This window comes from Pseudorhodobacter sp. W20_MBD10_FR17, assembly GCF_052119765.1.
In the GTDB taxonomy this organism is placed as follows: domain Bacteria; phylum Pseudomonadota; class Alphaproteobacteria; order Rhodobacterales; family Rhodobacteraceae; genus Pseudorhodobacter.
On sequence record NZ_JBGQOQ010000040.1, the window covers coordinates 1 to 22,597 of the forward strand.

The following is a 22,597-nucleotide window of genomic DNA, read 5'->3' on the forward strand; positions in this document are numbered from 1 at the left end:
CACCTTCCGTCTGTGATCATGATGGGTTCATTGGACCCTGTTGATTGTTGGATTGGATTTTCTCCATGGAGACTACATTGGAGGTTCTCTCGGTTGGTGGCCGGGGTCGCCGCAACCGGAAATGGCCGGATGATTTGAAAGCGCGGTGGGCCTCGTAGGATGAAGAGATCGGTCCGTTGCTTGTCAGTTGATTGCTGTGCAATCAACGAGAAGGAAAGCATCGACCACATCCGTTGAATTGAGCCTGCGTTTGACTTTGATTGCTAGGGCCTCCTTCGTAAACTCCCTCTTGGCGTGTGCTGCGCACAAGCCTTCTGGGCAGCGCATCAGTGATGTTAAGCGTGCGGAAGACCCGCCCGTCATGTGTTCGATCTTGAACGAAGTCATATGATCACACACCTGCAAGCTCAACAACACCGAGCCATATGCATATCTCAAAGCAACGCTCGAAGCCATCGCGACTGGCCACCCGGCCGCCCGCATCAATGAACTCATGCCATGAGTACTTTGACAAACAGGCATGACACCGCATATGCGTATGTTGAGGGATAAATTATGAAAATCGCAGTTGCTGGAATTGGTTATGTTGGGCTATCGAATGCTGTTCTTTTGGCGCAGCACAATGATGTTGTTGCGGTGGATATTTCGCCGGAACGGGTCCGTATGCTCAACGCACGCCAAAGCCCTATTGTGGATCGTGAACTTGAGGAGTTCCTAGCCAATCAACCTCTTAATTTAACGGCAACTCTGGATGGGGCTGTGGCTTATAAGGATGCGGATTTTGTCATTGTCGCCGCTCCGACAAACTACGATGTGGACAGAAATTACTTTGATACGTCTTCGGTTGAGCAGGTGATCCGGCTAGTGCTTTCGGTTAATTCTAAAGCAACAATTGTAGTCAAGTCCACGGTGCCCGTGGGCTTCATTTCCCGAATTAGGGCGGAATGCAACACCTGCCAAGTGATTTTTAGTCCTGAGTTTTTGCGCGAGGGCCGCGCTCTTTATGACAACCTGTATCCTTCACGGATTATCGTTGGTGAGCGCTCTGAGCGCGCAACGGTTTTTGCTAATTTACTGCTACAGTGCGCGATCAAGAAAGACGTTGATATTCTATTCACAGATGCCGATGAAGCCGAGGCGATTAAACTGTTTGCCAATACGTATCTGGCGATGCGGGTGGCGTTCTTTAATGAGCTCGACAGTTATGCATTGGCTAGAGGCATGGACAGCAAGCAGATCATTGACGGTATTGGTTTGGATCCCCGCATTGGAGGGCATTATAACAATCCAAGTTTTGGTTATGGCGGCTATTGTTTACCAAAAGACAGCAAGCAGTTATTAGCTAACTATTCCGAAGTGCCGCAAAATTTAATACGCGCCATCGTTGATGCCAATCGTACCCGCAAGGACTTTCTCGCGGATCAAATCATCGCGCGCAAACCCAAGATCGTGGGTATATATAGATTGGTAATGAAGACGGGCTCTTACAACTTCCGCCAATCGTCTATTCAAGGCATCATGAAACGGATCAAAGCCAAGGGCATCGAAGTTATCGTGTATGAACCTGTAATGAAAGAAAATAGTTTCTTCGGCTCGCGCGTTGTGAACGATCTGGCAGCTTTCAAAGCCGAGGCAGACGTGATCGTAGCTAACCGCGTTACAGATGACATTGCGGATACTGCCGATAAGATATTTACTCGAGATTTATTTGGGGCAGATTGATTTAAGTTCTTACGGTGAATTCTAAATTGAAGCAATAACAGCAAACGCTTTACCTCCATGTGTTTACGCGTAACCGCGCGCAGTTTGGAGATACGTTTAATAAAGTAAAAGCTATGAATGAGGTTGCAGGGTGCATTTGAATATTATTGGAACGCGCGGTGTGCCTGCTGCGCATGGTGGTTTTGAAACGTTTGCTGATTATCTATCTCGTTACCTTGTGACAAAGGGCTGGACTGTGAATGTTTATTGCCAAGACTCTAACGGCAGCTTCCAGGACGGCGTACAAGACATGTGGGAGGGTGTGGGGCGGACACACTTCCAAGCCAAGCGAAATGGCCCTCTTGGCACGATGGAATTCGATCTGAAGTGTGTGAAGCATGTGTTGACACAGCCTGGAGTTGATCTTGTGCTTGGGTATAATACGGCTGTTTTTTGCGTACTAGAACGCCTTAAACGTCGCCGCATTATAATGAACATGGATGGTATTGAATGGAAGCGATCCAAGTGGGGGGGGGCTGCAAAAGTTTGGTTTTTCATGAACGAATTGATTGGGGCTAACTTGGCGCATGTTGCGATTGCTGATCATCCAGAGATAGCCAAGCACGTTCAAGCGCGGAGTTTTAAGGCACCTATTATGATCCCTTATGGCAGCGATGCAATCACTCAAGCTAACCCTGCTTGCCTTGCCAAATACGGAGTTGAATCTGGTAAATATCTTGTGTCAATTGCGCGCATCGAGCCTGAAAACTCTATCCTTGAGCTTGTGCAAGGGGCTGCATCTCTACCAGCAGGCTTCAAAGCTGTTATTCTTGGAAAGTTTGACATCGAGAACGATTATCATAATGTAGTAAAAGCTGCGGGCGGTGAGAGTGTTGTATTCCCCGGGGCAATTTATGACCCTAGCATAGTTCAAGCCCTACGTTTTCATGCGAGAGCTTATCTTCATGGACACCAGGTTGGAGGAACAAATCCGTCACTAGTGGAAGCACTGGGGGCTGGGAATGCGGTGTTGGCGCATGACAACAGATTTAATCGCTGGACAGCTGGTGCAGACCAGTTTTACTTTTCTAATGCGGCTGGAGCAGCGCTCCAAATGCAAACAATCTGTAGAGCCGAAAATGCTTTATTGGTTGCGCAACAAGCCGCCAGAAGACGCCATCAAGAAACATTTCAGTGGCATCAAATTTTAGGTGCTTATGAGGATGTGTTAAAACGTGAGCTGTTAATTTCTATGCAAAAGTGAGCCGTGGAATGATCTTGTAGCGGTTTAATTACGGTCTCTTTCGAGCAATGTTTGCTATGAAGCGGATAAGGAATGGCAACGAGATACACGGACGAGTGATGCCGTGCGCATCGCAACAGCCGGTTGACTGACAAGGCCACAAGCGGCCTCCGATTTAGGGGTTGGGCTTTCGACGCTAAACAAGTGGGTTCAGAAGCATCCACTGCACGGCGGGTATGGTTGCATGACATGAAGTAATCAGCCTCAGGGCCTCCGGCAAACTGTGGGCGGTTCATAAAAGGCAAATAAAGGACTATAGTTTGAGTATGATTATTCCAGTTATTTTGTGCGGCGGGTCTGGCACGCGCCTTTGGCCTTTGTCTCGTAGGAGTTACCCGAAACAATTCTCGCGCCTTGTTGGTAAGGAAACTCTCTTTCAGGCTTCAGTAAAACGGTTGAATGGTACGCTCGACGGGTTGAACTTTGCTGCGCCTATGGTTTTAACGGGGTCTGATTTTCGCTTTATCGTGACAGAACAATTGGCTGAAATTGGCCTTGATCCGGGAGCTATTCTGATCGAGCCGGAAAGCCGTAATACTGCCCCTGCTATTTTGGCGGCAGCGGTGCATTTGATGGCATCTGACCCCGAGGCGGTCATGCTTGTTGCGCCCTCAGATCACGTTGTGCCAGACATTGCCGCGTTTCATGCTGCTGTGTCAAAAGGGCTTGTAGCAATTGATGATGGCAAGCTGGTGACGTTTGGGATCAAGCCCACTCACGCTGAAACCGCTTATGGGTATCTTGAGTTGGCAGAACTACCAGACCACTCTGGGAGGGCTGTTGATTTAAAGCAGTTCCTTGAAAAACCAGACGAAGCGCGGGCAAAGGAAATGTACGACGCGGGCACATTCATGTGGAATGCAGGCATTTTCCTTTTCAAAACCAAAGACATAATCGCGGCCTTTGAAAAATATGCACCCTATTTGATGGCGCCAGTGACATCTTCCGTGATCGATGCAAGGTCAGATCTTGGATTTCTGCGCCTCGACCCAACAGCTTGGGCGCAAGCCAAGGACATTTCGATCGACTACGCTGTGATGGAGAATGCCGCCAATTTGGCCGTTGTACCGTTTGAGGGGGGGTGGTCTGATCTTGGTGGTTGGGATGCGATTTGGCGTGAACTTGGCCCCGATGAAGCCGGCGTTGTGACTTTTGGCGATGCAACTGCGATTGAGTGCGAAAACAGCCTTTTGCGGTCTGACAGTGACAATCTGGAAATTGTTGGAATTGGCCTGAAAAACATAATGGCCATCGCAATGAATGACGCGGTACTGGTGGCAGATATGTCGCGGGCGCAAGACGTAAAAAAAGCTGTCGCGGCGCTTAAAGCCAAAGGGTCTACACAAGCTACGACGTTCCCGAAAGATCACCGCCCTTGGGGCTGGTTCGAAAGCCTTGTTGTGGGCAGCCGATTCCAAGTGAAGCGCATCCATGTTCACCCGAGCGCATCTCTGTCTTTGCAAAGCCACTTCCACCGTTCAGAGCATTGGATCGTGGTCGAAGGGACTGCGCGGGTTACAATAGATGACGAGGTGCGTCTCGTAACGGAAAACCAATCTGTCTACCTGCCACTGGGCTGTGTTCACCGTTTGGAAAACCCTGGCAAAGTGCCAATGGTCTTGATTGAAGTACAAACTGGGTCGTACGTCGGTGAAGATGATATCATCCGCTACGAAGACATGTATGCACGTGGGCAGGATGCCAAAGGTTAGGCTGCTATTAGACATCATTCAATTTGGTTATATCGTTTCATCGAACCGCCATTTATTAATTTTATGCGCTGGTTTCAGTGAGGCCAGCACGCGCTTTAGCTGTAGGAGGCACCCTATGCCTATAGCACGTGTCACCGGTTCTGCCGGCTTTATTGGTTCATTAGTGTGCGGCCGTCTACTTGAAGATGAACCGTCCTCATACAGCCCCCAAACAGCAGTACACTGAGGGTGTTGCCAATTTTGTCGCGTGGTACAACGAATATTACAAATGATTCACGCTGATCACTAATGTGACAAAAGGTAAATTTTTGACCTATTTTTGCTTAGAGTATCACCAAGTTTGCATAAAGTCCGCCTAGGTTCTCAAAATGAGATAAAAGTATTGAAATTCTCGACCAGATGAGCTGTTGAAGCCTTAAGTGAAAAGAGAGATCTACATTGATTACAAAAACTCCACTCCTTGATGTCTATTGCCTTAATCCTCCTCGCTTTGGCGATCATCGTGGTTTTTTCTCTGAGAGCTGGAATAGAAAAGCACTTGAGACAGCTGGGCTGAATTTGCCTGAGTTTGTCCAAGACAACCATTCACTGTCACGCGAAGTTGGCACTGTAAGGGGACTTCATTTTCAAAGCCCGCCCCATGCACAGGGAAAGCTCGTACGTTGTGGTCGCGGCATGATATTTGATGTTGCCGTAGATATTCGTAAAGACTCGCAAACCTACGGTAAGTGGGTTGGCGAAGAACTGTCTTTTGAGAACGGTAAACAGCTTTGGATTCCTGCTGGTTTTTTGCATGGCTTTATGACGCTCGAAGCTGACAGTGAAATTATTTACAAATGCACGGATCACTACGCGCCCGAATGCGATGGCGCTGTGAGATGGGACAGCTGTGGCATTGAATGGCCGCTTAATGGCATCGCACCCGTGATTTCAGACAAAGACGCAAAGGCGCAGATCTTTACAGACTTTGTGACACCTTTCACAAGGGCAAACACATGAAGATTTTAGTAACAGGCGGGGCTGGTTTTATCGGTTCTGCGGTGGTGCGTTTGGCGGTGTCACGCGGACACGAAGTGGTGAACGTAGACGCTCTTACCTATGCGGCTTGTTTAGACAACGTGGCCTTAGTCGCGGAGAGTTCGCTATATGCGTTTGAACAGGTAGATATTCGCGATCGTTTCGGATTAGACACGGTCTTTGCCAAACACAAACCCGATGTCGTGATGCATTTGGCGGCTGAAAGTCACGTTGATCGATCCATAGATGGGCCGGGTGATTTTATTGAGACCAACATCACAGGCACGTTTAATATGTTGGAGGCGGCGCGCAAATATTGGGCTGCGTCGGGCAAGCCAGAGACATTCCGCTTTCACCACATTTCAACAGATGAAGTCTTTGGGTCTTTGCCCGACGATCCTGATGTTCTGTTCACCGAATACACGCCTTATGATCCGCGCTCACCCTATTCTGCGTCGAAAGCCAGTTCCGACCACTTGGTGCGCGCATGGCACGAAACCTACGGCCTGCCTGTGGTTTTGACCAATTGCTCCAACAATTATGGCCCATTCCATTTCCCTGAAAAACTGGTGCCTGTTATCATTTTGAATGCCCTCGCAGGCAAGGCCTTGCCAATTTACGGCAACGGGGAAAACATCCGCGATTGGCTTTATGTCGAAGATCATGCGGACGCGCTTTTGCTTGTGATCGAAAAAGGTGAGCTGGGGCGCAGTTATAATATTGGGGGCGAAAACGAGCGCACAAACCTGGAATTGGTCCAAACGATTTGCGCGATTTTGGATAAAAAACGCCCTAAACCCAGCGGTACATACGCTGACCAAATCACGTTTGTGACTGATCGTCCTGGCCATGATGCCCGCTACGCGATTGACCCGTCTCGTATTAGAAATGAATTGAATTGGCGACCTTCGGTCACAGTCGCAGAGGGATTGGAAAAAACGGTTGAATGGTATTTGTCCAACGAAAGTTGGTGGCGGGCGCTTCAAAACCGTCAGGGCGTTGGCGAACGTTTGGGAGTCCCTAAATGATTCTAGTTTTTGGGAAAACAGGCCAAGTGGCGACAGAATTGCACGCACTTTTGCCTGATGCGATATTCCTTAGCCGTGACCAGGCCAATTTGACAGACCCGGCAGCTTGCGCCCTTCAAATTGAAAAGCACCGCCCTGAGGCTGTGATCAATGCGGCGGCCTATACCGCTGTCGATAAAGCCGAAGACGACGAAGACACCGCCGCTTTGGTCAATGGAGAGGCGCCAGCTAAAATGGCACAAGCCTGCGCTGATCTGAATATTCCGTTTGTTCACATTTCAACCGATTATGTCTTCGATGGCACGGGCGATGCGCCTTTTGCCTCTGATCACCCAACAGCCCCGCTTGGGGCCTACGGGCGCACAAAATTGACGGGTGAAAACGGTGTGCGTGCAGCAGGTGGAGCATATGTAATTTTGCGCACATCATGGGTATTTTCCACTCATGGAAACAATTTCTTGAAGTCGATGCTCCGCCTTGGCGCGGATCGTGACAAGCTAAAAATCGTAGCTGACCAAGTGGGGGGCGCAACGCCAGCCCGCGCCATCGCTGTGGCATGTGTCGCTGTGGTAAACCATCTCAAAAAAGACCCACATAAAGCAGGAACCTATCATTTTTCTGGCGCACCCGATGTGAGCTGGGCCGATTTTGCGCGCGCGATTTTTGAAATCTCGGGCCTAAAGTGTGACGTAGAAGATATTTCCACATCAGCCTATCCAACGCCAGCCCAACGCCCTGCGAACAGCCGGATGGATTGTACCACTACGACCGACACCTTTGGCATAGACCGCCCTGATTGGCGGGATGCCGTCCGCATTACAATTCAAGAACTGGAGGAGTCCCAATGACACAGCGCAAAGGTATCATCTTGGCTGGCGGTTCAGGCACAAGGCTTTACCCACTGACCATGGCTGTCTCAAAACAGCTTATGCCTATCTATGACAAACCGATGATCTATTATCCGTTGTCTGTATTGATGCTCGCCGGTATTCGTGAAATTGCGATAATTACGACACCGCAAGACCAGGATCAGTTTAAGCGCCTGCTGGGCGACGGGTCGCAATGGGGCCTGTGTATCACCTACATCACCCAGCCGGCGCCCGAAGGACTGGCACAAGCATACATTTTGGCCGAAGACTTTTTGGATGGCGCCCCCTCTGCTATGGTTTTGGGTGACAACATTTTCTTTGGCCACGGCCTACCAGAAATGTTGGGTGCCGCTGATAGAAAAACTGTTGGTGGGACTGTGTTTGGTTATCATGTTGCAGACCCTGAGCGCTATGGTGTGGTTAAGTTCGACGACGACGGCGTGGTTGAGGAGATCTTAGAAAAGCCTGAGGTGCCGCCATCTAAATATGCGGTGACGGGGTTGTATTTCCTTGATGGCGATGCGCCCCGCCGCGCGAAACAAGTGAAGCCTTCTCATCGTGGCGAATTGGAAATAGTGACTCTTTTAGAGAGTTATTTGCACGATGGCATACTGTCAGTTGAGCGCATGGGACGCGGCTATGCATGGCTGGATACAGGTACTCATGGGTCACTGTTAGACGCAGGAAATTTTGTTCGGACCTTGTACAAACGCCAAGGTTTACAATCAGGTTGCCCCGAAGAAATCGCATACACCCGAGGCTGGATCGACGACGTAAAAATGCGTGAGCATGCTGAGATGTTCAGAAAAACAGACTATGGCAAGTATTTGATGGAGCGTTTAAATTGAATTTATTTTTTCCTCTCCGCGAAATAGCCACACGGAAAATTGCTGTGTTACAATCAAGTTTTCAAGAACGACTTATTTCAATAAGGTTACTGATCTCTAAATTTTTACACCTTAAAAAACGTAGGGAAATAACAAAAAAATCGTTGCTTGCACTGAAAAGTAGCACAAAAATAAATGAGAGTGCAATAAAAGAGAACAAGCCTGAGATCATCTGTGTCCATCAAGGATATGAACTCTATGGTTCTGATCGGACGTTCATAAGCACCCTAATTGCCTTTAGGGAAAAGTACGAAGATGCACAAATTGTGGCTATCATCCCGCGGGAAGGGAGGTTATCAGCCGCACTGCTGGATTTAGACTTTAACGTTGAAATCGAGAACATCTGGGTAATCCGTAAATCTCATGGTCTTCTAGGGAATACTTATGCACTCTTAAGATTACCATTCCGAGTTGCGCGTGCTTGGCTTAGAATCCGTAAGGCTCGTTTCCACTATATCAACACCTCTGTCATCTTGGACTACTCTTTGGCCAGCCGTTTTGCCTCTAATCCTGGCTTCCTACACATTCATGAGATTGCCTCTCATAACGTAACAGCGGTTCTTCGATCCATTGCGCGTATATCAGGGGCTTTCATGTTATTTAACTCCCAGGCCACAAAACTGGGGATGCGTCTTGACGGAGATGTAGTCTTAAATGGAGTTCCTGGGCCATCTAAGATCAGCTCCCTCGCGGCCAGAAAGGGGAGCTCGCACCCCGTTCGTATATTGATGATAGGACGTGTAAACCGGTGGAAAGGGCAGGATTTATTACTGGAAGCGATTGCAAATTTACCAATTGATATAGCTAGCGCAATTGAAGTCCTCTTTGTCGGAGACGCGTTCGAGGGAGGCCCTGAAATGACTAAACTTAAAGAATTGGTCAACCAACTGAACTTGAGGTGCAGTATAAAAATTGAAGGTTTCGTCGATAGCCCATCAGAAATCTATCGCTGGAGTGACATTGTTATAATCCCTTCAAAAACACCGGAACCTTTTGGGCTAGTTGCTACGGAAGCAATGTCGCACGCACGGCCGACAATATCGGCACAACACGGGGGCTTGCTCGAGATAACGGTTCATGAGGAAACAGGGCTGTTTTTCACACCGAATGATGTCTGCGCTCTAAGTCTAGCCATACAGCGCCTAGTGGTAAACGAAAGTGAACGTATACAGTTTGGAGAAAATGGTAGAATCCGGTATCTCACCTCATTTACCGAAGAAACGTACAAGAATAGGCTCACTGAGGTCATCGAAAAAAGAACAAGCAAAAGTTTTAGGATCGTGCGATGAATAGCTTAAGAAAATACGGCCGCCTCACAAAAGCAGCACATGGTTTCTTATACGACTTCTGGCGTTACTTTAGTTACGCACCATGGAATGATCGATTTTCAAATAAAGATGTACGCGGATATGATACTGTAAAAATATATCATGCACTTGAAAAAAGCTTGAGTTTTCCAAACCGAAAATCTTCATCCGGTTGGGAAAATGCTAAAATGCTGCTCAGAAATTTACAAATAGCATACAGGAGCAATCAAGTCGGTTGTCACGAAAAATACGGAATTGAAGTTTTAAGTAAGTTTGCAAGCAATCCTGAAAACTATAACGAGCCACAAGCTGAAAAGATTCGCGAAAGCCTTTTAGAACTTCCTGAAATTAACGAAACTGGTGCTGGGATTTTAAAATACACAGCGCAAGACCTGCATCGTGGAAGGATGAAAGACCCAGAGAGCTTCTTTATGTCACGCTATACGCTCCGTGAATTTGACAATCTGCCTGTTGACGATGTTACTGTGAGGAGGGCTGTAAGCCTTGCTATGAAGGCACCATCAGCATGTAACAGGCAGCCTTGGGGAGTTTATCACACCGCAGATCCGCAGTTAAAGTCTGAAGCATTGAGGTTTCAGTTCGGCAACAAAGGCTTTGGGCATTTGGCCCCTAACCTTCTTGTTTGCACCATTGATCAATTTGCTTTCAAGCCAGGCAATGAACGGTATCAACATTGGATTGATGGCGGAATCTTAGCTATGTCAATTATTCATGCTCTGCATGCGCTTGGGCTAGGCGCGTGTTGCCTGAATTGGAGTCAACACCCACATGCTGATAGAAGATTTAGAAACCATTTTGACATGCCGGACAATGAGGCAATTATACTTATGATTGCATTCGGCCACCCAAAACATGAAATGAATGTATGCGCTTCGAAACGCCGCCCAATTGAAGAAGTTTTAAAACCCCTTCGTATAAGGTCAACATAATCCACGTCATCGCGTAGAAGTTAAAGTAAAGAACTAAAAAATGAATGCTATCAAATCTGTATACACTCTAACATTTCATGATGTCCCCAATATCGGGGCTATACTTCAGGCATATGCACTCCAGCGGTTTCTAATTCAAGCCGGTTACAGCAGCAAAATTTTAGATTACCGCCCACTATACCATTACGTTGATTTACTAAAGCCGTATAAAGGGTTGTCTCGGAACATCAACAAATTTCGAATGCATCGCAATATCCGCGCATTTAGCAAGAAGTATCTACATTTAAGTGAAAGCAGGCTGAAAAACGTGAATGACTTCGCGCGTTTTAATTCATCCTCAGCTTTAGTCGTCGGTAGCGACCAAATTTGGAACCCGACATTGACCGGATATGGTGTGGACAAGACTTTTTTACTGGCAGGTAAAACTGATGCGAGAAAAATCGCTTATGCCGCAAGTGCTGGTGGTAAAATTCTTAGTGGTAGCGTCGCAAAAGACCAGCTACGTGACTTCCACGCGGTCAGTGTTCGCGAGGATCACCTGCGCCAAGACTTGGTAAAAAATGGTTTGTACCCTGACGCCATCACAGTATTAGACCCCACGTTCTTACTGCAGAGTTACACTGATCTCGTCGCAGATGAGCCACCCATCACAGAAAAATATGTGGCTAGCTATGAAGTAAGTAGTTCTATATCTAGAGCAAACTTTGCAATTGAGGCTGGGAAGCTCAAACAGAAGTGTGCTCTTCCCCTCTACCATTTGGGATCCAACCCTATAGATAGCGCTGATGTAAGTCTCATTCCACCGACACCAAATAAATGGTTGCGAACATTACTAGACGCGGAATATGTGATAGCTAATTCGTTCCACGGTCTAGCTTTTTCCATTATCCTAAGAAAGAAATTTGTCTATCTCCTTCATCGCGAGGCAGAAAAAAATGCTCGGGCTCTTACTTTGTTGAAGACCGCAGGGCTAGAAGCCCGTGCGGTCCTGTCTGTTGACGATATCAGTATAGACCAAATCGACGCAGATATCGATTATGGGCGAATAGATGAAGCTGCTAACATGTCTCGTCAGTTCCTTTTGTCAGCATTGTGCTGACGCCCGCTAGGAATTGATGTAAAATGAAAAAGGCCACTACTGCAAACCCGTATATGCGGACTGTCATCTTAGCGTTTGGGGCACGCGGCTTTGCTGTGGGCTCACAATTCCTAATTACCATTGTATTAGCTAAAATTCTTGGGGCAGGGCCCTTTGGCGATATGATTGTGGTGTTTGCGGCTTTCAGACTAATTTCGTTGTCAATTGGAACAGGCCTCAGTACTCTCATAATATACCATGTTAGTCGTAGCGGAGGAGAGGTCGAGCTGAATGAACGCATTCATCGCTCCAGTCTCGCAGTAGGGATCATCATATCAGCACTGATCGGCTCAATACTCTTACTTTCTGCAGATACTATAGCTGGCATATTTGATAAGCAGGGCATGGCCTACTGGATTACGGGCCTTACCCCCTATCTAATTTTTCTTACAGTCCTTACTATTTCATCGGGCTCATTTGACGGAAGATCAAAGGTAGATTTTTCGATTTTTATCGCCGACTTCGTACCAAACTTCATCCAAATTGCGGGTCTAGCATTGGTATTCGTAGCAGGGCTTGGCAAACTTTCGATCTGTGTGGTGTTTGGGGCGTCGGTAGTCCTGCCAGCACTGCTTGCTGCAGGCCCCATTATTGCCACGAAGGTCCATAAATGGTATGTATTCACTTTCTGGGATATTCGATATGCTGGAACTTATGCAATGACAATGCTTGCATCACAGCAGATCCACGGCATCGATCTCATGATAGTAGGAGCGCTATTTTCATCTGAAACTTCCGGCGCCTACGCGGTATGTGCAAGAATTTCACTTCTTATTCCATTTGTTCAACTCATATTACTTCGAAAATACACTCCAATAGCTGGGTTATATTTATCAAACGGTAATATAAGTGCTTTCAACAACGGCCTGCACAACCTGAAGGTATGGATCATGGCCTCAGTATTTCTTTTGTCAGGCTTGATTGTTTTAGTTTTCCCTTTTCTTCAGCACTTTTTGGGCAAAGATTTAAGCGTTATCGCCTTTCTCATAGTCCTTTTACCCGTTTTCTTTGCTCGAGCCTGTTTTAGTGGAATTGATGTAGCGCTGAAAATGTCAGGACGTGCAGAAATAGCTCTAATGCTATCTCTTTTGGGTGCAGCGCTATTTTGTTTACTTACATTGGCATTCCAAACCCTTTTAGGGTCGCTCGCAACCGGATTTGCATTAACCTTGTCCGCTCTTATAACAAGTATCGGTGGCAGCCTATTTTTGCTACGACACGGAATAAAGGTCACAGATATCTCATCGATTACAGTTTGCCTGGCCGCCAGCGCGATCACCTCGACAGCACTTTATTTAATAACAGCTAATTCAACACCATTCATTCTAAGTGCTGCACTTTTATTACTGTCCGCTATAGTTCTTGCTCCTACCGTCTGGCGCCGTGCTCGAACATAACTCGTGCTAATCCATAAACGGTGTGTTGATCTTGGAAACCCGCCATCGGGCAGGAGAATCGCGTTTGGGATTTGACCTGATCTCAAGCTCCCGCGGATAACGACCACCGTAAGCGCCCGATTGATCTTTCAATTACCCACAAGTTTTTATGGGGGGGTTCCCCTCGTTTGCAACGATGAAGCCTTCGGTAAGGTCGGCCAATCTGGAAAACCCACGCCATATGACTGTGGTGCCGGGCGGGGGGGTCACTTTGAATAGCCCCTAGATTTGTAGACACCTTGCTTGGTAATTTTGGAAGCAAGGAGGACGATATGTCCGGAGCTAAATTCACAGACGAGTTCAAGCGCGATGCGGTCGCGCAGGTTGAGGATCGGGGCTATCCACGCGTCCGCTGCACAACCTGGATGCAGCCGACAAACCCGTCCCCACCATCCGCCATCATCGTCTCCTTCTGAATGCTCAGAACGAAACTCGCCGCTAAAGCGGCGTCACGAAACCGCTGAAATCAATGGGACGGGGACGGCGCATACGAAAGGCCCATCTGATCGGGCATCGGTTTCGCGGCGAAACCGGCCTCCGTCTCAGCCAAGGCGTTCGGGGCGGGGGCTTCCAGCTTTCTACGTCATCAGGCGTAATTTTGACCTGAATCAGGTAAGGGCCATGCGGCGTTCGTTGCTATTTCGAAGTAGCATGTTTTGGTGTGAAGGCTATGATTGTGGGGGCCACCAGATATATTTGCAAATCTGAATGTGACTTTTTTGCATAAGATACGGCCTGATGCGAACCAAACACGACCGATGCCGCACCTGTCGGAGTGGATTTTCCGAAAGGTGCAACATGGGGTTCAACCGAATCGCCGTAACTGTGGGGCCTTAAGGGCTGGCTTAAAACAGCAGCTTATAGCCATTCCCATTGCTGTCAGTGGCGCGCCCTGTTCCGCTTATGGTGCCGCTTCCGATGATGAAGGTTCCCTGCACTTTGGTTCCATCAGAACATACGGCATAAATTTCCCCGTTATTGACGCCGGGGATGGTTTTGGTCGCATTGCCAATATCGCCTTTTGGGCCGCGTATAGACAGCGACACGCCGCGCGAGCGTGAAATTTCGCGCGGGGCGACGGTCGTCCAAGTGCCATTGCATTTGACCTTGCCCGGCAAGCGGAAGGAAATAGAGCCCGAAGCCATATCGTTGTTTTTCGCAGTCACATCTATGACGATCTTCGGATCGCTCGCGGCGATTGGGCCGTAAATTGGATAGAGTTTCATATCGCTCTTAGAGGTGCCGCAGGCTGTCAGCAGGATGAGGCCTAGGCAGGCGAAGCAACGGAATTTCATATCGCATACTTTCCAAAGTTGGCTCTGAACGCGTGCGCGATCAGTTTGTCGTTCTAACGCACCACTGAATATAATTTACAAGCACGTCCTTGTCTCGTGCCAAAGTACAAAACCTGCCTACGCGCGGGGTGCTACACAGATAAAGCGGGTTTGAATGCAGGGTTGGAGGAGCTTATAGCAGGAAGCGGCCCCAATGCTGTTCCGGTGTTGCCACCAACCTGAAAACTGGATTGCGCAAAGCCAAGCTTGCCACCCGAAGCCATACAACAGACACGCGATGCCTCGGGGTGAAACAAGGCAGAGCCGACACCCAAAACTGGCGCCGCCAACAGCAATAGCACAAACGAATCTGATGTCGCGAGTATTATAATACCGACAGCAACCACCGCCATTGGCACGGCAAGCGCGTAAGGTTTTGGGTAAACGTTTCCTGCCTCCCACCTTCCGTCTGTGATCATGATGGGTTCATTGGACCCTGTTGATTGTTGGATTGGATTTTCTCCATGGAGACTACATTGGAGGTTCTCCCGGTTGGTGGCCGGGGTCGCAGCAACCGGAAATGGCCGGATGATTTGAAAGCGCGGATTGTGGCGTTCACGCTGGTACCGGGCACCACCGTGAACGCTGTGGCTCGTCGGCATGGTGTGCCAGCGAACCATCTTTCCTCATGGCGCACGCTGGCGCGGACCGGTCGGCTGGTGCGGCCAGCGCCGGAAGATCCTGTGGAATTCGCGTCGCTGATCGTTGGTCCGTTTGAAGATGCGTCGCGTGAAGAGGCTGGCGCGATGGGTCGGCCGGAGATTGTCATTGGCGCAGTGGTGATCCGCCTTGAACCGGGGGCCATGGCGCAACGGATTTCTTTTTGATGTGCATGGATGCAATCGGGGTTAAAAATTTAGCCCTCGGCCCAACCTAAAATCCCGGCCCTTCGCTTCCGCGATCACTGGCTTCCGGCTTTGAAGCCTCAAGGTCCGGCAAGTCAGGGAGCAACTTGTCGATCTTATCAAGGGCGTCCGTGATGTCTTTCGCGGCCGACAGCCCCAGCGCCTTACCAATTCTGCCGATCAGCCCATACAGCCGGTTTTTGACCTCGATGAATAATCCCACGCGCTCGGCAAATTTCGTCTCGCGGTCTTCGAGATCTGCCTGGTCCTCGTCCAGTTTGTCTTGGTCCTTTGTGAGCTGGGCGATCTCTGCGTGCGCCGCGGCGTTGTATTCAGCGCGGTCTGTCTCGAGTTGCTGCTTATCCTTTTTCAGCTGACGTTTGCCCTCTTCCAGTTTTCGCGTCTCTTCATCTGTCCGTTTTTGTGCGCCCTCCGCCCTGATCTGTTCTTCTTTCTGTATACGTTCGGCATCCGTTTTCGCTGCCTTTTGCTGTGCGTCGAAGGTCGCCTGTTGGTCTGCAAGACGCTTTTCGGTGTCCTTCAGAACCTTATCCCGATCATCAAGCCGCTTTTCATAGATACCCAGCCGCTTTTCTTCTTTTTCGTTCAGCTCGGCTTTCTCCGTCAGTTTTGCAACACGCCCCTGCATCTCGTCATAGCTGGCTTGGGCGGTCGCGAGTTGATCGACCAATGCGTCCAGTTCGGCCTGCTTTTTTTCGATGTCGGCTGGCAAGGTCTCGTGCAGTTCCTTTACGGATCTGTTGACAGTATCCGCATAATCCGCGCCGGCTTGCAGGCGCGCGACACGCGATTTGCCCCGTTCGATACCTTCGCAATGCTGGCTCATCACCTCGGCAGTTATAGTCTGGATGTCACGCAGCATCCCACGCTTCACTGTCGATGTGAGGGGGATGCCGCCCATGTTGTAGGCAGGGCATGTAAAGTGCGCATGCGGTGCAGTCTCGTCCCTGTGTGATACCAAACCTTCCAATGTCGTGCCCATCTTCTCTGCAATGGCTCTGGCTGTCGCGAGGTATGCCGCATCCTGCTTTTCGGGTGGCAGCTTCAGAAACAGCGCCTGGGCCTCTTTTCCGAATGCGATGATTCCGATGAAGGCGACAGCAGAATCTGAACGCATGGTTCGTTCTGTTGTCCTTTGCCCGCGCCGTTCATTGCACAGTTGACGCAGGACGGATGGCCTAGGGGACTCGATGATCACCGTGTTGAGTTCGGAGAGCTCTTTGTCGACATAGGCAGGTTGAGGGCCGTTTCTCAGATCGTGTTTGCGTTGTCCTGAATATGCGCCGGATCTGCGGGGCTTTACCCGTGCCATAGCTGCGCGGGGATTGGCCTTTGCTTCGTCGGACTTTATGATGTCCTCGGGTTTCATGATGGCGCTGGTCATTGGATAAGCCTTTTGGACAAACTTTTTCAATTATGTGTATGTCCTAACCTACTAGGACATAGTGAAAATCGCGCTAGGCTCATTTATCACTATGTCCTTTCCGGCGAAGGGGGGATCCCCTTTCGAAACCCCCGCGCCTGATTGGCTTTATGAAGGCGCCGTCTGGCGCTTGGAATAACGTCCGGCAGCTATGGCTGGGACGGCTGTGGCGCGGTCTATTGGTCGGTCGCAAGCCGCACCTTGGCAAATTGAGGCACTATGATGGCCCGGCGCATTTGGTGACTGTGGCCCCGACACGGGCGAGCAAAGGCGTTGGCACGGTGATCCCGAACCTGCTGACGGCGGAACGCTCGGTGCTGGTGATCGACCCAAACGGCGAGAATGCGAAAATAGCGGGCGCAGCACGCAAGCGGTTCGGCGCGGTTCACATCCTCGCCCCCTTCGGCGTCACCAGCCGGCCCAGCTCTGCCTACAATCCCCTCGGGCGGCTCGACGCCAACAGCCTCGATCTGGACGAAGATGCCGCTTCATTGACTGAAGCTCTAGTGATGGACCCACACGGCCAAAGCGCTGCTATCGGTCCTGATCATGTTTGCGGTGGCGCATGAAGATCAGGACCGCAAAAACCTCGCCACGGTGCAGAAATATCTAACCCTGCTGCCCGAAAAGTTCCGCGCCCTTCTGGAGCTGATGTGGGACAGTGCCGCCGCCGGGGGATTGATCACACGCGCTGCAAACCGCTTCCTCGGCAAATCCGACAGCGAAGCGGCATCGGCGATGTCTTCGGCGCAGCGCAGCGCCACACCCATTTCCTCGACAGCCCCCAGATCATGCCACAGCGCGTTCCGACTTCCAGTTCTCAGCCCTGCGGCATGATCTGACCTCGAGAGAGACCAAAGCGTGGGGTAATCACGTTGCCATTTTGATTTCTCCGTCTGATTTCATCCACGGATACCATTGCTTGAGCTTTGTGCGCAGGGTGTCATCCAGCGTGCGCGTGCGGGTTTGCAGCATGAGGTGAGCCCCTGTCTTTGACCAGCGCATCTGCTGACGCTTGCAGAAACGCTTTCCCACGACGGTATTGACGGTGCTTTCTACAAAGCCGGTGGAAACACGTTCGCCGTAACGCCGTCGTTCAGCGTAATTTGGGATCATCCAGGCGCTGTTTGCAATGTAGGTCTGAAATTCGGATGCCGCTTTTAGCAAGGCCTTGATGCTGGCGTATTGCGTTTCGAGGTCATCGAGGTCCATGACCAGATCGTCGATGATCACCTGCCCATCATGCAGGTTGCCATTCCATAAGTATCCTTTGATCTGGCGAAGACGCCTGGCCATTTCCTCGGCCTCATCCAGGCTCAGATGGGCAAGGCCTTTGACATACTGATGCATCACGGTGATCCGCATCGTGATGTGAAACCAATCCAGGATGTGCTCGGAGGCAGGGGCCATATCTCGTGCAATATTGATGACGGTATCACCGCCATCGGTCATGAATGTGACCTGCTGGTTTTCCTGCCAGCCCTGGTCTTTCAGAATCTCATTTAATCGCCGCTTGGGTTTTTCATCATGACTTTGCACAAGGCCAAGGTAGCGATCCGGGCGATCTGTAGGAATGGATTTGCAACCCATGACCTCAAAGTGAGATTGGCCAGTTTCGCGTGACCGAACATATCCGCCATCAATGCCAACCGTGATCGGACCTTCCGGATTGGGAAGTCGGTCCCGTTCATAAGTGTTAGTCTCGACAAAGCTGTACCGTTCGTCCGCCAGTTCAGCTTCCATCCGGCTTGCTACACGCCCCAAATGCCTGCGCACCGTTTCCGCGTTTAGTCGTTTGTCGATTGGCAGCACCTCTTTGAGCAAATCTACCGTGACGCCATATGAGACCAAAGACGCCCACTTCGTTTCCAGCCATAGCATTTCTGGCGCGACATGGTGTGGGAGCAGTTCTGTCAGCGGGCTGAACGTTTGGACCGGCCCGGTATGGCAGCGGCAATGGTAGAAGCGCGGACTGTCTATGGTGATATCGCCAAAGACGGTTCGATATTGAATAGCCTTACTGCCTTTGCGCCGAAGCCTCCCTGCGCAACACGGACATGTGGAATGGTCGGCACAGAACGCCGCTGTTTGTGCGGCAACGATTTCTTGCTGCAAATCCAACAGCAGCGCGTTGCTGTCCTCAATGAAGAACCCTATCTCAGCGGCGCTTTCGAACCCCTTTTCAAAAGCTGCAATTTCATGCTCATGCACCACCCCATCTGGGGCGGTGATTGCAATCTTGACCGATATGTCCATCTCTGCTGTTCCCTCTTACCCTGCCGCGGCGCGGGCCCTCATAATTGTTTGCCTGCTGGTTTTGATGTCCCGTGCGATGGCAGAGACACTCTCGCCATTGGCCAGCCTTTGACGCACAAGATCTTGTCGTTCGCCTGACAGCGCGGGCGGACGGCCCAAGGTTTTTCCCTCAGATTTCGCGCGGGCCAGCCCTGCCTGTGTGCGCTCAATCAGAAGGTCGCGCTCAAACTGCGCGACGGCGTTGATCACACCCATCGTCAGCTTCCCAGCGGAACTGGTCAGGTCTACCCCGCCAAGGGCTAGGCAGTGAATACGAATGCCGCGCTCCTCAAGCTGCGCCACCGTGCTGGATACATCGATAGCATCACGGCCGAGCCGGTCGAGCTTGGTAACAATTAGAACATCTCCTTGTTCTAATTTTTCCAACAGGCGGCCAAAACCCGGGCGCTGCGCGATGGCACGTGAGCCAGAAATCGTCTCGGTGATGATACGGTGTGGTTCGACGCTGAACCCAGCTGCCTCGATCTCCATGACCTGATTCAGCGTCTCCTGTTCAAGAGTCGAAACGCGGACGTAGGCAAATGTTCTGGGCATGTGGGCTCGCTGTAAAGAAATAGGTGTCCGTAACTCTACCCCTGTCCTATACCCCGTCAAGATAATTTTTGAACACTATCCCACGCCCTGTCCGCAACCGCTCCTTTCCGGACAGGTCACATCAACTGCTGGTGCATAAGTTCCCGATGGTACCCATTGCGAAGCTGGGTGTTCACATCGCGCCGAGAGAAGGAGGTGTCCAGGTACGGCTCACGAGCCTTCATGCGATCCCAACGTATTCCAGATCATCTAGAGCAAGGTCCTCCAGCGTGCGGCCCGTGTCATGGCAGTCCAGCAGATCTTGGCAAAAGGATGCCAAAGCCTCAAGGTCCTGCCAAGTTTCATAGCCATTGGCCTCGTCCCGTCGCACTAGATAACCTTCGGTCCCACCGCATTCTTCAGGTGGGCACGCACCCCCCCCGCGCCACCGGTACAAACTGGATAGGACTTCTTGGGGTCAGCATCCAATATAGCCTCAATTCGGATTTCGTGTTTCCAATAATATCCCATATCGTAGGTGTAGAAAAACCGGTCATTCCGACGAAACCCGAAGCCGCTCAGTGGAACATCAGGACGCGCTGCATGCAATTCCCAAGATCCATAGTCGACGACGCGAATATCAAACTGAAACAGATGAATGCCGTCCCAGCCCATCGCAACTTGAAGGGCCCCATGCAACTCACGCAAGGTGATGGCCGAGGAAACCAAGACGCATCGCCAGATCATCGGGCGGATCCCCAAAAGGTGGATTTTCAACTAGACGGCTTTGGGTGCAGAATGCATCCAAAATTTCTGCCAGCATCACCATCAAAACGCAATTACCCCACGCTTTGGGGTACTCTCCAGCTGGCGCTCGCCTACATGGTTCGCGAAAACCCTATATTTTGCAGTAGTGCGTGTTTGACATGATGTCATGGCCCTGCCCCATGTGGGGTCGATAAAATCGACGCATGTTGCGGAACGGATCGATCCGCCGCAGGTACAGATTGGTCGGGAAGACTTCAAATTGGGCACCCTCGTCCGGCATGAGAACCTCGACACCCCCTGTTCTTTAGTCAATCTCTCATCAGAGCATTCAGTCCACCTGACCAAAGCGTTCTTCTAGGAGCTCAACGGCCTTTTCCAAAGCCTCACCAAGCCCCCAACCCATCCTGTCCGCCAGCGCACAATACGCGTCCATAGTCTCCTGCCTAACCTTAAGGTTAAACTGGACGTTCCGGCCCGTGCGCCGCCGACGCTGCGAAGCAGCCCCCCCTGCCCCATCGCTAGGGTTTTTGGCCACCTTCGGCTCACGGCTCCGGAAGCCTGCTTCCGCCGCCGCCCGGCTTGTGTCCTCCGACGGCGGGCGTGGTGCTGGCGCCTGACGTGGTTTGAACTCGCTTAGGTCAAGATCGTCCAATTGATCTCCAAACCCCAAGTCTACGCGGTCGCGGCTCATTTCACTTCACCTCCGCTGACGCTCGGGCAGCCTTAAGCCGCGCAACCACCTCGCCAGCGAACGCCCTCGCGTTCTCCACGGCCTTGTCGACATTACTAACCTGAGCCCGGTCAAGGTCTGCCAGCAGCCCGCCGTAATCAAGAATATCACGGTAGGCCGCACGCTCTACGATAGATGTCTCGAAAACAGGAATCCCGGCCTGATTGAGCTGTTCCCGCACGTTCCGGATCGCGCGGGAGGCGACAGCTGCGCTGGTCCGTGTCAAGAGAACAGCGTGGGGAATATCCCGCCGCGCCATTCGGGCCTGATTACGGATGAGCCGGATCGTCTTCGCAGCCCCCTTCGCATCCATCGAAGATCCCTGCGTTGGAATGATCACGAGATCGGACATACCGATCGCGTTCGCTACCATTAGACTTGCAGTCCCCTCCAGATCGATCACTACAAACTGGGCCTCGGCGGCAGCCACCTCGACCTGATCGACGATAGTGTCCTCAGTGACATCGCTGACGATCGTAACATTGGCGGGACGGCCTGGGAGTGCGCCCCATTGAGATATCCACTTCTCTGGATCAGCGTCTAAGATTGAGACTGTAGCTCCGCGGCTTGCTAATTCAGAGGCGAGCAGCAGTGCTGAGGTGGTTTTCCCAGCTCCTCCTTTTGGGTTGGCGAAGGCGATGACCGGCATAAGTAACCCTTTTTAGTTTTTAGTGCGGCGTTCGATTTAAACCATAGGCTACTAGATAGCTAACGGCTATCTATTTTATCTGATAGCTACTAGATAGCTACTAGATAGCTATCAGATAACAAGTTGAAGTATCCGGCTAACTTTATGGAATATGCGAACAGAAGCTTGGCTGTTCACCGAGAGGATGTAACCGGCTGAGACAGCGCATCCGCCCGCAGATATAGGGGTAAAAGTGAGGAATTAGGGGAGAGAAGGACGCTAGGCGTCGCACCAAATTAAGGTGTTGTTATTTATACATATTTTATGAAATGGTTTACCTCTGGAATCCCTCAAATATGAGGTTTTCGGGGAACTGTGAACAGATTTCTTGATATCTGTTCACAGTTAAGAGGTGCTGCTGTATACTCGGTCTCATCATGACAGAACCGCACATCAAAGATTTACGAGTCCTCGACCTAAAGCCCCGGCGGGATCAGGCCACGAAGCCGGCTGAACTAATCCAGATTACCGGTCATCAGGCCCTGACACTCAATGCGCGCCGCTCGATCACAATCCTTTGGCACCATGCACATAGGGGTCTGATGCCGGAGAGTGCAGAATCCTACGCTAAGGCCGTTTGATCACCTTTTTTGCCATCTGTATTCGCCGGT

At 50.6% G+C, this 22,597-nt stretch carries 24 protein-coding genes and 1 pseudogene; 16 read left to right on the plus strand and 9 right to left on the minus strand.

Annotated features, from left to right (window positions below):
* Positions 1-397: 397 nt before the first annotated feature.
* The 13 genes and pseudogenes from ACEN2J_RS18080 to ACEN2J_RS18140 form a co-directional block, all read left to right on the plus strand.
* Positions 398-502: pseudogene (locus ACEN2J_RS18080) on the plus strand (transposase domain-containing protein); the annotation flags it as partial.
* A 53-nt stretch (positions 503-555) separates the two neighbouring features.
* On the plus strand, positions 556-1,722 hold the full coding sequence (locus ACEN2J_RS18085) for a nucleotide sugar dehydrogenase (protein WP_442107765.1): 1,167 nt from the start codon (positions 556-558) through the stop codon (positions 1,720-1,722).
* A gap of 136 nt (positions 1,723-1,858) precedes the next feature.
* The gene (locus tag ACEN2J_RS18090; protein ID WP_442107767.1) at positions 1,859-2,965 is read left to right on the plus strand and encodes a DUF1972 domain-containing protein; all 1,107 of its coding nucleotides are present in this window, start codon (positions 1,859-1,861) and stop codon (positions 2,963-2,965) included.
* A gap of 305 nt (positions 2,966-3,270) precedes the next feature.
* Complete coding sequence (locus ACEN2J_RS18095) at positions 3,271-4,716, plus strand: mannose-1-phosphate guanylyltransferase/mannose-6-phosphate isomerase (protein WP_442107810.1); 1,446 nt, start codon at positions 3,271-3,273, stop codon at positions 4,714-4,716.
* 438 nt (positions 4,717-5,154) lie between these two features.
* Positions 5,155-5,715 (plus strand): dTDP-4-dehydrorhamnose 3,5-epimerase, encoded by a 561-nt coding sequence (rfbC, locus tag ACEN2J_RS18100; RefSeq protein ID WP_442107769.1) that lies wholly within the window; start codon positions 5,155-5,157, stop codon positions 5,713-5,715.
* Positions 5,712-6,761: a dTDP-glucose 4,6-dehydratase gene (gene rfbB / locus ACEN2J_RS18105; protein WP_442107771.1), complete on the plus strand. Its 1,050-nt coding sequence runs from the start codon at positions 5,712-5,714 to the stop codon at positions 6,759-6,761. The genes rfbC and rfbB overlap by 4 nt, the downstream gene beginning before the upstream one ends.
* Positions 6,758-7,609 carry a dTDP-4-dehydrorhamnose reductase gene (gene rfbD, locus ACEN2J_RS18110; RefSeq protein ID WP_442107773.1) on the plus strand — a complete coding sequence of 284 codons (852 nt, stop codon included), beginning with the start codon at positions 6,758-6,760 and terminating at the stop codon, positions 7,607-7,609. The genes rfbB and rfbD overlap by 4 nt, the downstream gene beginning before the upstream one ends.
* The gene (gene rfbA, locus ACEN2J_RS18115; protein WP_442107775.1) at positions 7,606-8,478 is read left to right on the plus strand and encodes a glucose-1-phosphate thymidylyltransferase RfbA; all 873 of its coding nucleotides are present in this window, start codon (positions 7,606-7,608) and stop codon (positions 8,476-8,478) included. The genes rfbD and rfbA overlap by 4 nt, the downstream gene beginning before the upstream one ends.
* Positions 8,475-9,806 (plus strand): glycosyltransferase family 4 protein, encoded by a 1,332-nt coding sequence (locus ACEN2J_RS18120; protein ID WP_442107777.1) that lies wholly within the window; start codon positions 8,475-8,477, stop codon positions 9,804-9,806. Before rfbA ends, ACEN2J_RS18120 begins: the two co-directional genes overlap by 4 nt.
* Complete coding sequence (locus ACEN2J_RS18125; RefSeq protein WP_442107779.1) at positions 9,803-10,774, plus strand: nitroreductase family protein; 972 nt, start codon at positions 9,803-9,805, stop codon at positions 10,772-10,774. Before ACEN2J_RS18120 ends, ACEN2J_RS18125 begins: the two co-directional genes overlap by 4 nt.
* A gap of 40 nt (positions 10,775-10,814) precedes the next feature.
* Positions 10,815-11,873, plus strand: a complete 1,059-nt coding sequence (locus ACEN2J_RS18130; RefSeq protein ID WP_442107781.1) for a polysaccharide pyruvyl transferase family protein — start codon at positions 10,815-10,817, stop codon at positions 11,871-11,873.
* A 23-nt stretch (positions 11,874-11,896) separates the two neighbouring features.
* Positions 11,897-13,309 (plus strand): lipopolysaccharide biosynthesis protein, encoded by a 1,413-nt coding sequence (locus ACEN2J_RS18135; protein WP_442107783.1) that lies wholly within the window; start codon positions 11,897-11,899, stop codon positions 13,307-13,309.
* Between the two features lie 311 nt (positions 13,310-13,620).
* Positions 13,621-13,764: a hypothetical protein gene (locus ACEN2J_RS18140; protein ID WP_442107785.1), complete on the plus strand. Its 144-nt coding sequence runs from the start codon at positions 13,621-13,623 to the stop codon at positions 13,762-13,764.
* Positions 13,765-14,193: 429 nt separating this feature from the next.
* On the opposite strand, the gene ACEN2J_RS18145 is transcribed toward ACEN2J_RS18140, so the two are convergent.
* Both ACEN2J_RS18145 and ACEN2J_RS18150 read right to left on the minus strand, forming a co-directional pair.
* Entirely contained in the window at positions 14,194-14,574 is a 381-nt protein-coding gene (locus ACEN2J_RS18145; protein WP_442107787.1) for a hypothetical protein, read from the minus strand.
* Positions 14,575-14,774: 200 nt separating this feature from the next.
* Positions 14,775-15,101, minus strand: a complete 327-nt coding sequence (locus ACEN2J_RS18150; RefSeq protein WP_442107789.1) for a hypothetical protein — start codon at positions 15,099-15,101, stop codon at positions 14,775-14,777.
* A gap of 45 nt (positions 15,102-15,146) precedes the next feature.
* Here ACEN2J_RS18150 and ACEN2J_RS18155 point away from each other — a divergent pair, with 45 nt between their 5' ends.
* Entirely contained in the window at positions 15,147-15,509 is a 363-nt protein-coding gene (locus ACEN2J_RS18155; RefSeq protein WP_442107791.1) for a transposase, read from the plus strand.
* Between the two features lie 46 nt (positions 15,510-15,555).
* Here ACEN2J_RS18155 and ACEN2J_RS18160 read toward each other — a convergent pair whose 3' ends face one another.
* Positions 15,556-16,932 carry a hypothetical protein gene (locus ACEN2J_RS18160; protein ID WP_442107793.1) on the minus strand — a complete coding sequence of 459 codons (1,377 nt, stop codon included), beginning with the start codon at positions 16,930-16,932 and terminating at the stop codon, positions 15,556-15,558.
* Positions 16,933-17,081: 149 nt separating this feature from the next.
* On the opposite strand from ACEN2J_RS18160, the gene ACEN2J_RS18165 reads away from it, so the two are divergent.
* Positions 17,082-17,540 carry a type IV secretory system conjugative DNA transfer family protein gene (locus ACEN2J_RS18165; RefSeq protein ID WP_442107794.1) on the plus strand — a complete coding sequence of 153 codons (459 nt, stop codon included), beginning with the start codon at positions 17,082-17,084 and terminating at the stop codon, positions 17,538-17,540.
* Positions 17,521-17,808: a hypothetical protein gene (locus ACEN2J_RS18170; RefSeq protein ID WP_442107796.1), complete on the plus strand. Its 288-nt coding sequence runs from the start codon at positions 17,521-17,523 to the stop codon at positions 17,806-17,808. Before ACEN2J_RS18165 ends, ACEN2J_RS18170 begins: the two co-directional genes overlap by 20 nt.
* A gap of 33 nt (positions 17,809-17,841) precedes the next feature.
* Here the strand turns inward: ACEN2J_RS18170 and ACEN2J_RS18175 are convergent, their stop codons facing one another.
* From ACEN2J_RS18175 to ACEN2J_RS18200, 6 genes are all read right to left on the minus strand, one after another.
* Positions 17,842-19,227 (minus strand): ISKra4 family transposase, encoded by a 1,386-nt coding sequence (locus tag ACEN2J_RS18175; RefSeq protein ID WP_442107798.1) that lies wholly within the window; start codon positions 19,225-19,227, stop codon positions 17,842-17,844.
* 15 nt (positions 19,228-19,242) lie between these two features.
* The gene (locus ACEN2J_RS18180; protein WP_442107800.1) at positions 19,243-19,821 is read right to left on the minus strand and encodes a recombinase family protein; all 579 of its coding nucleotides are present in this window, start codon (positions 19,819-19,821) and stop codon (positions 19,243-19,245) included.
* Positions 19,822-20,041: 220 nt separating this feature from the next.
* Positions 20,042-20,191: a hypothetical protein gene (locus ACEN2J_RS18185; protein ID WP_442107802.1), complete on the minus strand. Its 150-nt coding sequence runs from the start codon at positions 20,189-20,191 to the stop codon at positions 20,042-20,044.
* The gene (locus tag ACEN2J_RS18190; RefSeq protein WP_442107804.1) at positions 20,191-20,577 is read right to left on the minus strand and encodes a plasmid pRiA4b ORF-3 family protein; all 387 of its coding nucleotides are present in this window, start codon (positions 20,575-20,577) and stop codon (positions 20,191-20,193) included. Before ACEN2J_RS18190 ends, ACEN2J_RS18185 begins: the two co-directional genes overlap by 1 nt.
* A 319-nt stretch (positions 20,578-20,896) precedes the next feature.
* Positions 20,897-21,259 carry a hypothetical protein gene (locus ACEN2J_RS18195; RefSeq protein ID WP_442107806.1) on the minus strand — a complete coding sequence of 121 codons (363 nt, stop codon included), beginning with the start codon at positions 21,257-21,259 and terminating at the stop codon, positions 20,897-20,899.
* A 1-nt stretch (position 21,260) separates the two neighbouring features.
* Complete coding sequence (locus tag ACEN2J_RS18200; RefSeq protein WP_442107808.1) at positions 21,261-21,947, minus strand: AAA family ATPase; 687 nt, start codon at positions 21,945-21,947, stop codon at positions 21,261-21,263.
* Positions 21,948-22,597 lie beyond the last annotated feature (650 nt).

Excerpts from the sequence above, each read along its gene's own strand:
- ACEN2J_RS18085 (WP_442107765.1), top strand. The coding sequence starts at position 556 with ATGAAAATCGCAGTTGCTGGAATTGGTTATGTTGGGCTATCGAATGCT.
- ACEN2J_RS18095 (WP_442107810.1), top strand. The coding sequence starts at position 3,271 with ATGATTATTCCAGTTATTTTGTGCGGCGGGTCTGGCACGCGCCTTTGG.
- rfbB (WP_442107771.1), top strand. The coding sequence starts at position 5,712 with ATGAAGATTTTAGTAACAGGCGGGGCTGGTTTTATCGGTTCTGCGGTG.
- rfbD (WP_442107773.1), top strand. The coding sequence starts at position 6,758 with ATGATTCTAGTTTTTGGGAAAACAGGCCAAGTGGCGACAGAATTGCAC.
- rfbA (WP_442107775.1), top strand. The coding sequence starts at position 7,606 with ATGACACAGCGCAAAGGTATCATCTTGGCTGGCGGTTCAGGCACAAGG.
- ACEN2J_RS18125 (WP_442107779.1), top strand. The coding sequence starts at position 9,803 with ATGAATAGCTTAAGAAAATACGGCCGCCTCACAAAAGCAGCACATGGT.
- ACEN2J_RS18130 (WP_442107781.1), top strand. The coding sequence starts at position 10,815 with ATGAATGCTATCAAATCTGTATACACTCTAACATTTCATGATGTCCCC.
- ACEN2J_RS18135 (WP_442107783.1), top strand. The coding sequence starts at position 11,897 with ATGAAAAAGGCCACTACTGCAAACCCGTATATGCGGACTGTCATCTTA.
- ACEN2J_RS18140 (WP_442107785.1), top strand. The coding sequence starts at position 13,621 with ATGTCCGGAGCTAAATTCACAGACGAGTTCAAGCGCGATGCGGTCGCG.
- ACEN2J_RS18145 (WP_442107787.1), bottom strand. The coding sequence starts at position 14,574 with ATGAAACTCTATCCAATTTACGGCCCAATCGCCGCGAGCGATCCGAAG.
- ACEN2J_RS18150 (WP_442107789.1), bottom strand. The coding sequence starts at position 15,101 with ATGATCACAGACGGAAGGTGGGAGGCAGGAAACGTTTACCCAAAACCT.
- ACEN2J_RS18155 (WP_442107791.1), top strand. The coding sequence starts at position 15,147 with ATGGAGACTACATTGGAGGTTCTCCCGGTTGGTGGCCGGGGTCGCAGC.
- ACEN2J_RS18160 (WP_442107793.1), bottom strand. The coding sequence starts at position 16,932 with ATGACCAGCGCCATCATGAAACCCGAGGACATCATAAAGTCCGACGAA.
- ACEN2J_RS18165 (WP_442107794.1), top strand. The coding sequence starts at position 17,082 with ATGAAGGCGCCGTCTGGCGCTTGGAATAACGTCCGGCAGCTATGGCTG.
- ACEN2J_RS18170 (WP_442107796.1), top strand. The coding sequence starts at position 17,521 with ATGTTTGCGGTGGCGCATGAAGATCAGGACCGCAAAAACCTCGCCACG.
- ACEN2J_RS18175 (WP_442107798.1), bottom strand. The coding sequence starts at position 19,227 with ATGGACATATCGGTCAAGATTGCAATCACCGCCCCAGATGGGGTGGTG.
- ACEN2J_RS18180 (WP_442107800.1), bottom strand. The coding sequence starts at position 19,821 with ATGCCCAGAACATTTGCCTACGTCCGCGTTTCGACTCTTGAACAGGAG.
- ACEN2J_RS18195 (WP_442107806.1), bottom strand. The coding sequence starts at position 21,259 with ATGAGCCGCGACCGCGTAGACTTGGGGTTTGGAGATCAATTGGACGAT.
- ACEN2J_RS18200 (WP_442107808.1), bottom strand. The coding sequence starts at position 21,947 with ATGCCGGTCATCGCCTTCGCCAACCCAAAAGGAGGAGCTGGGAAAACC.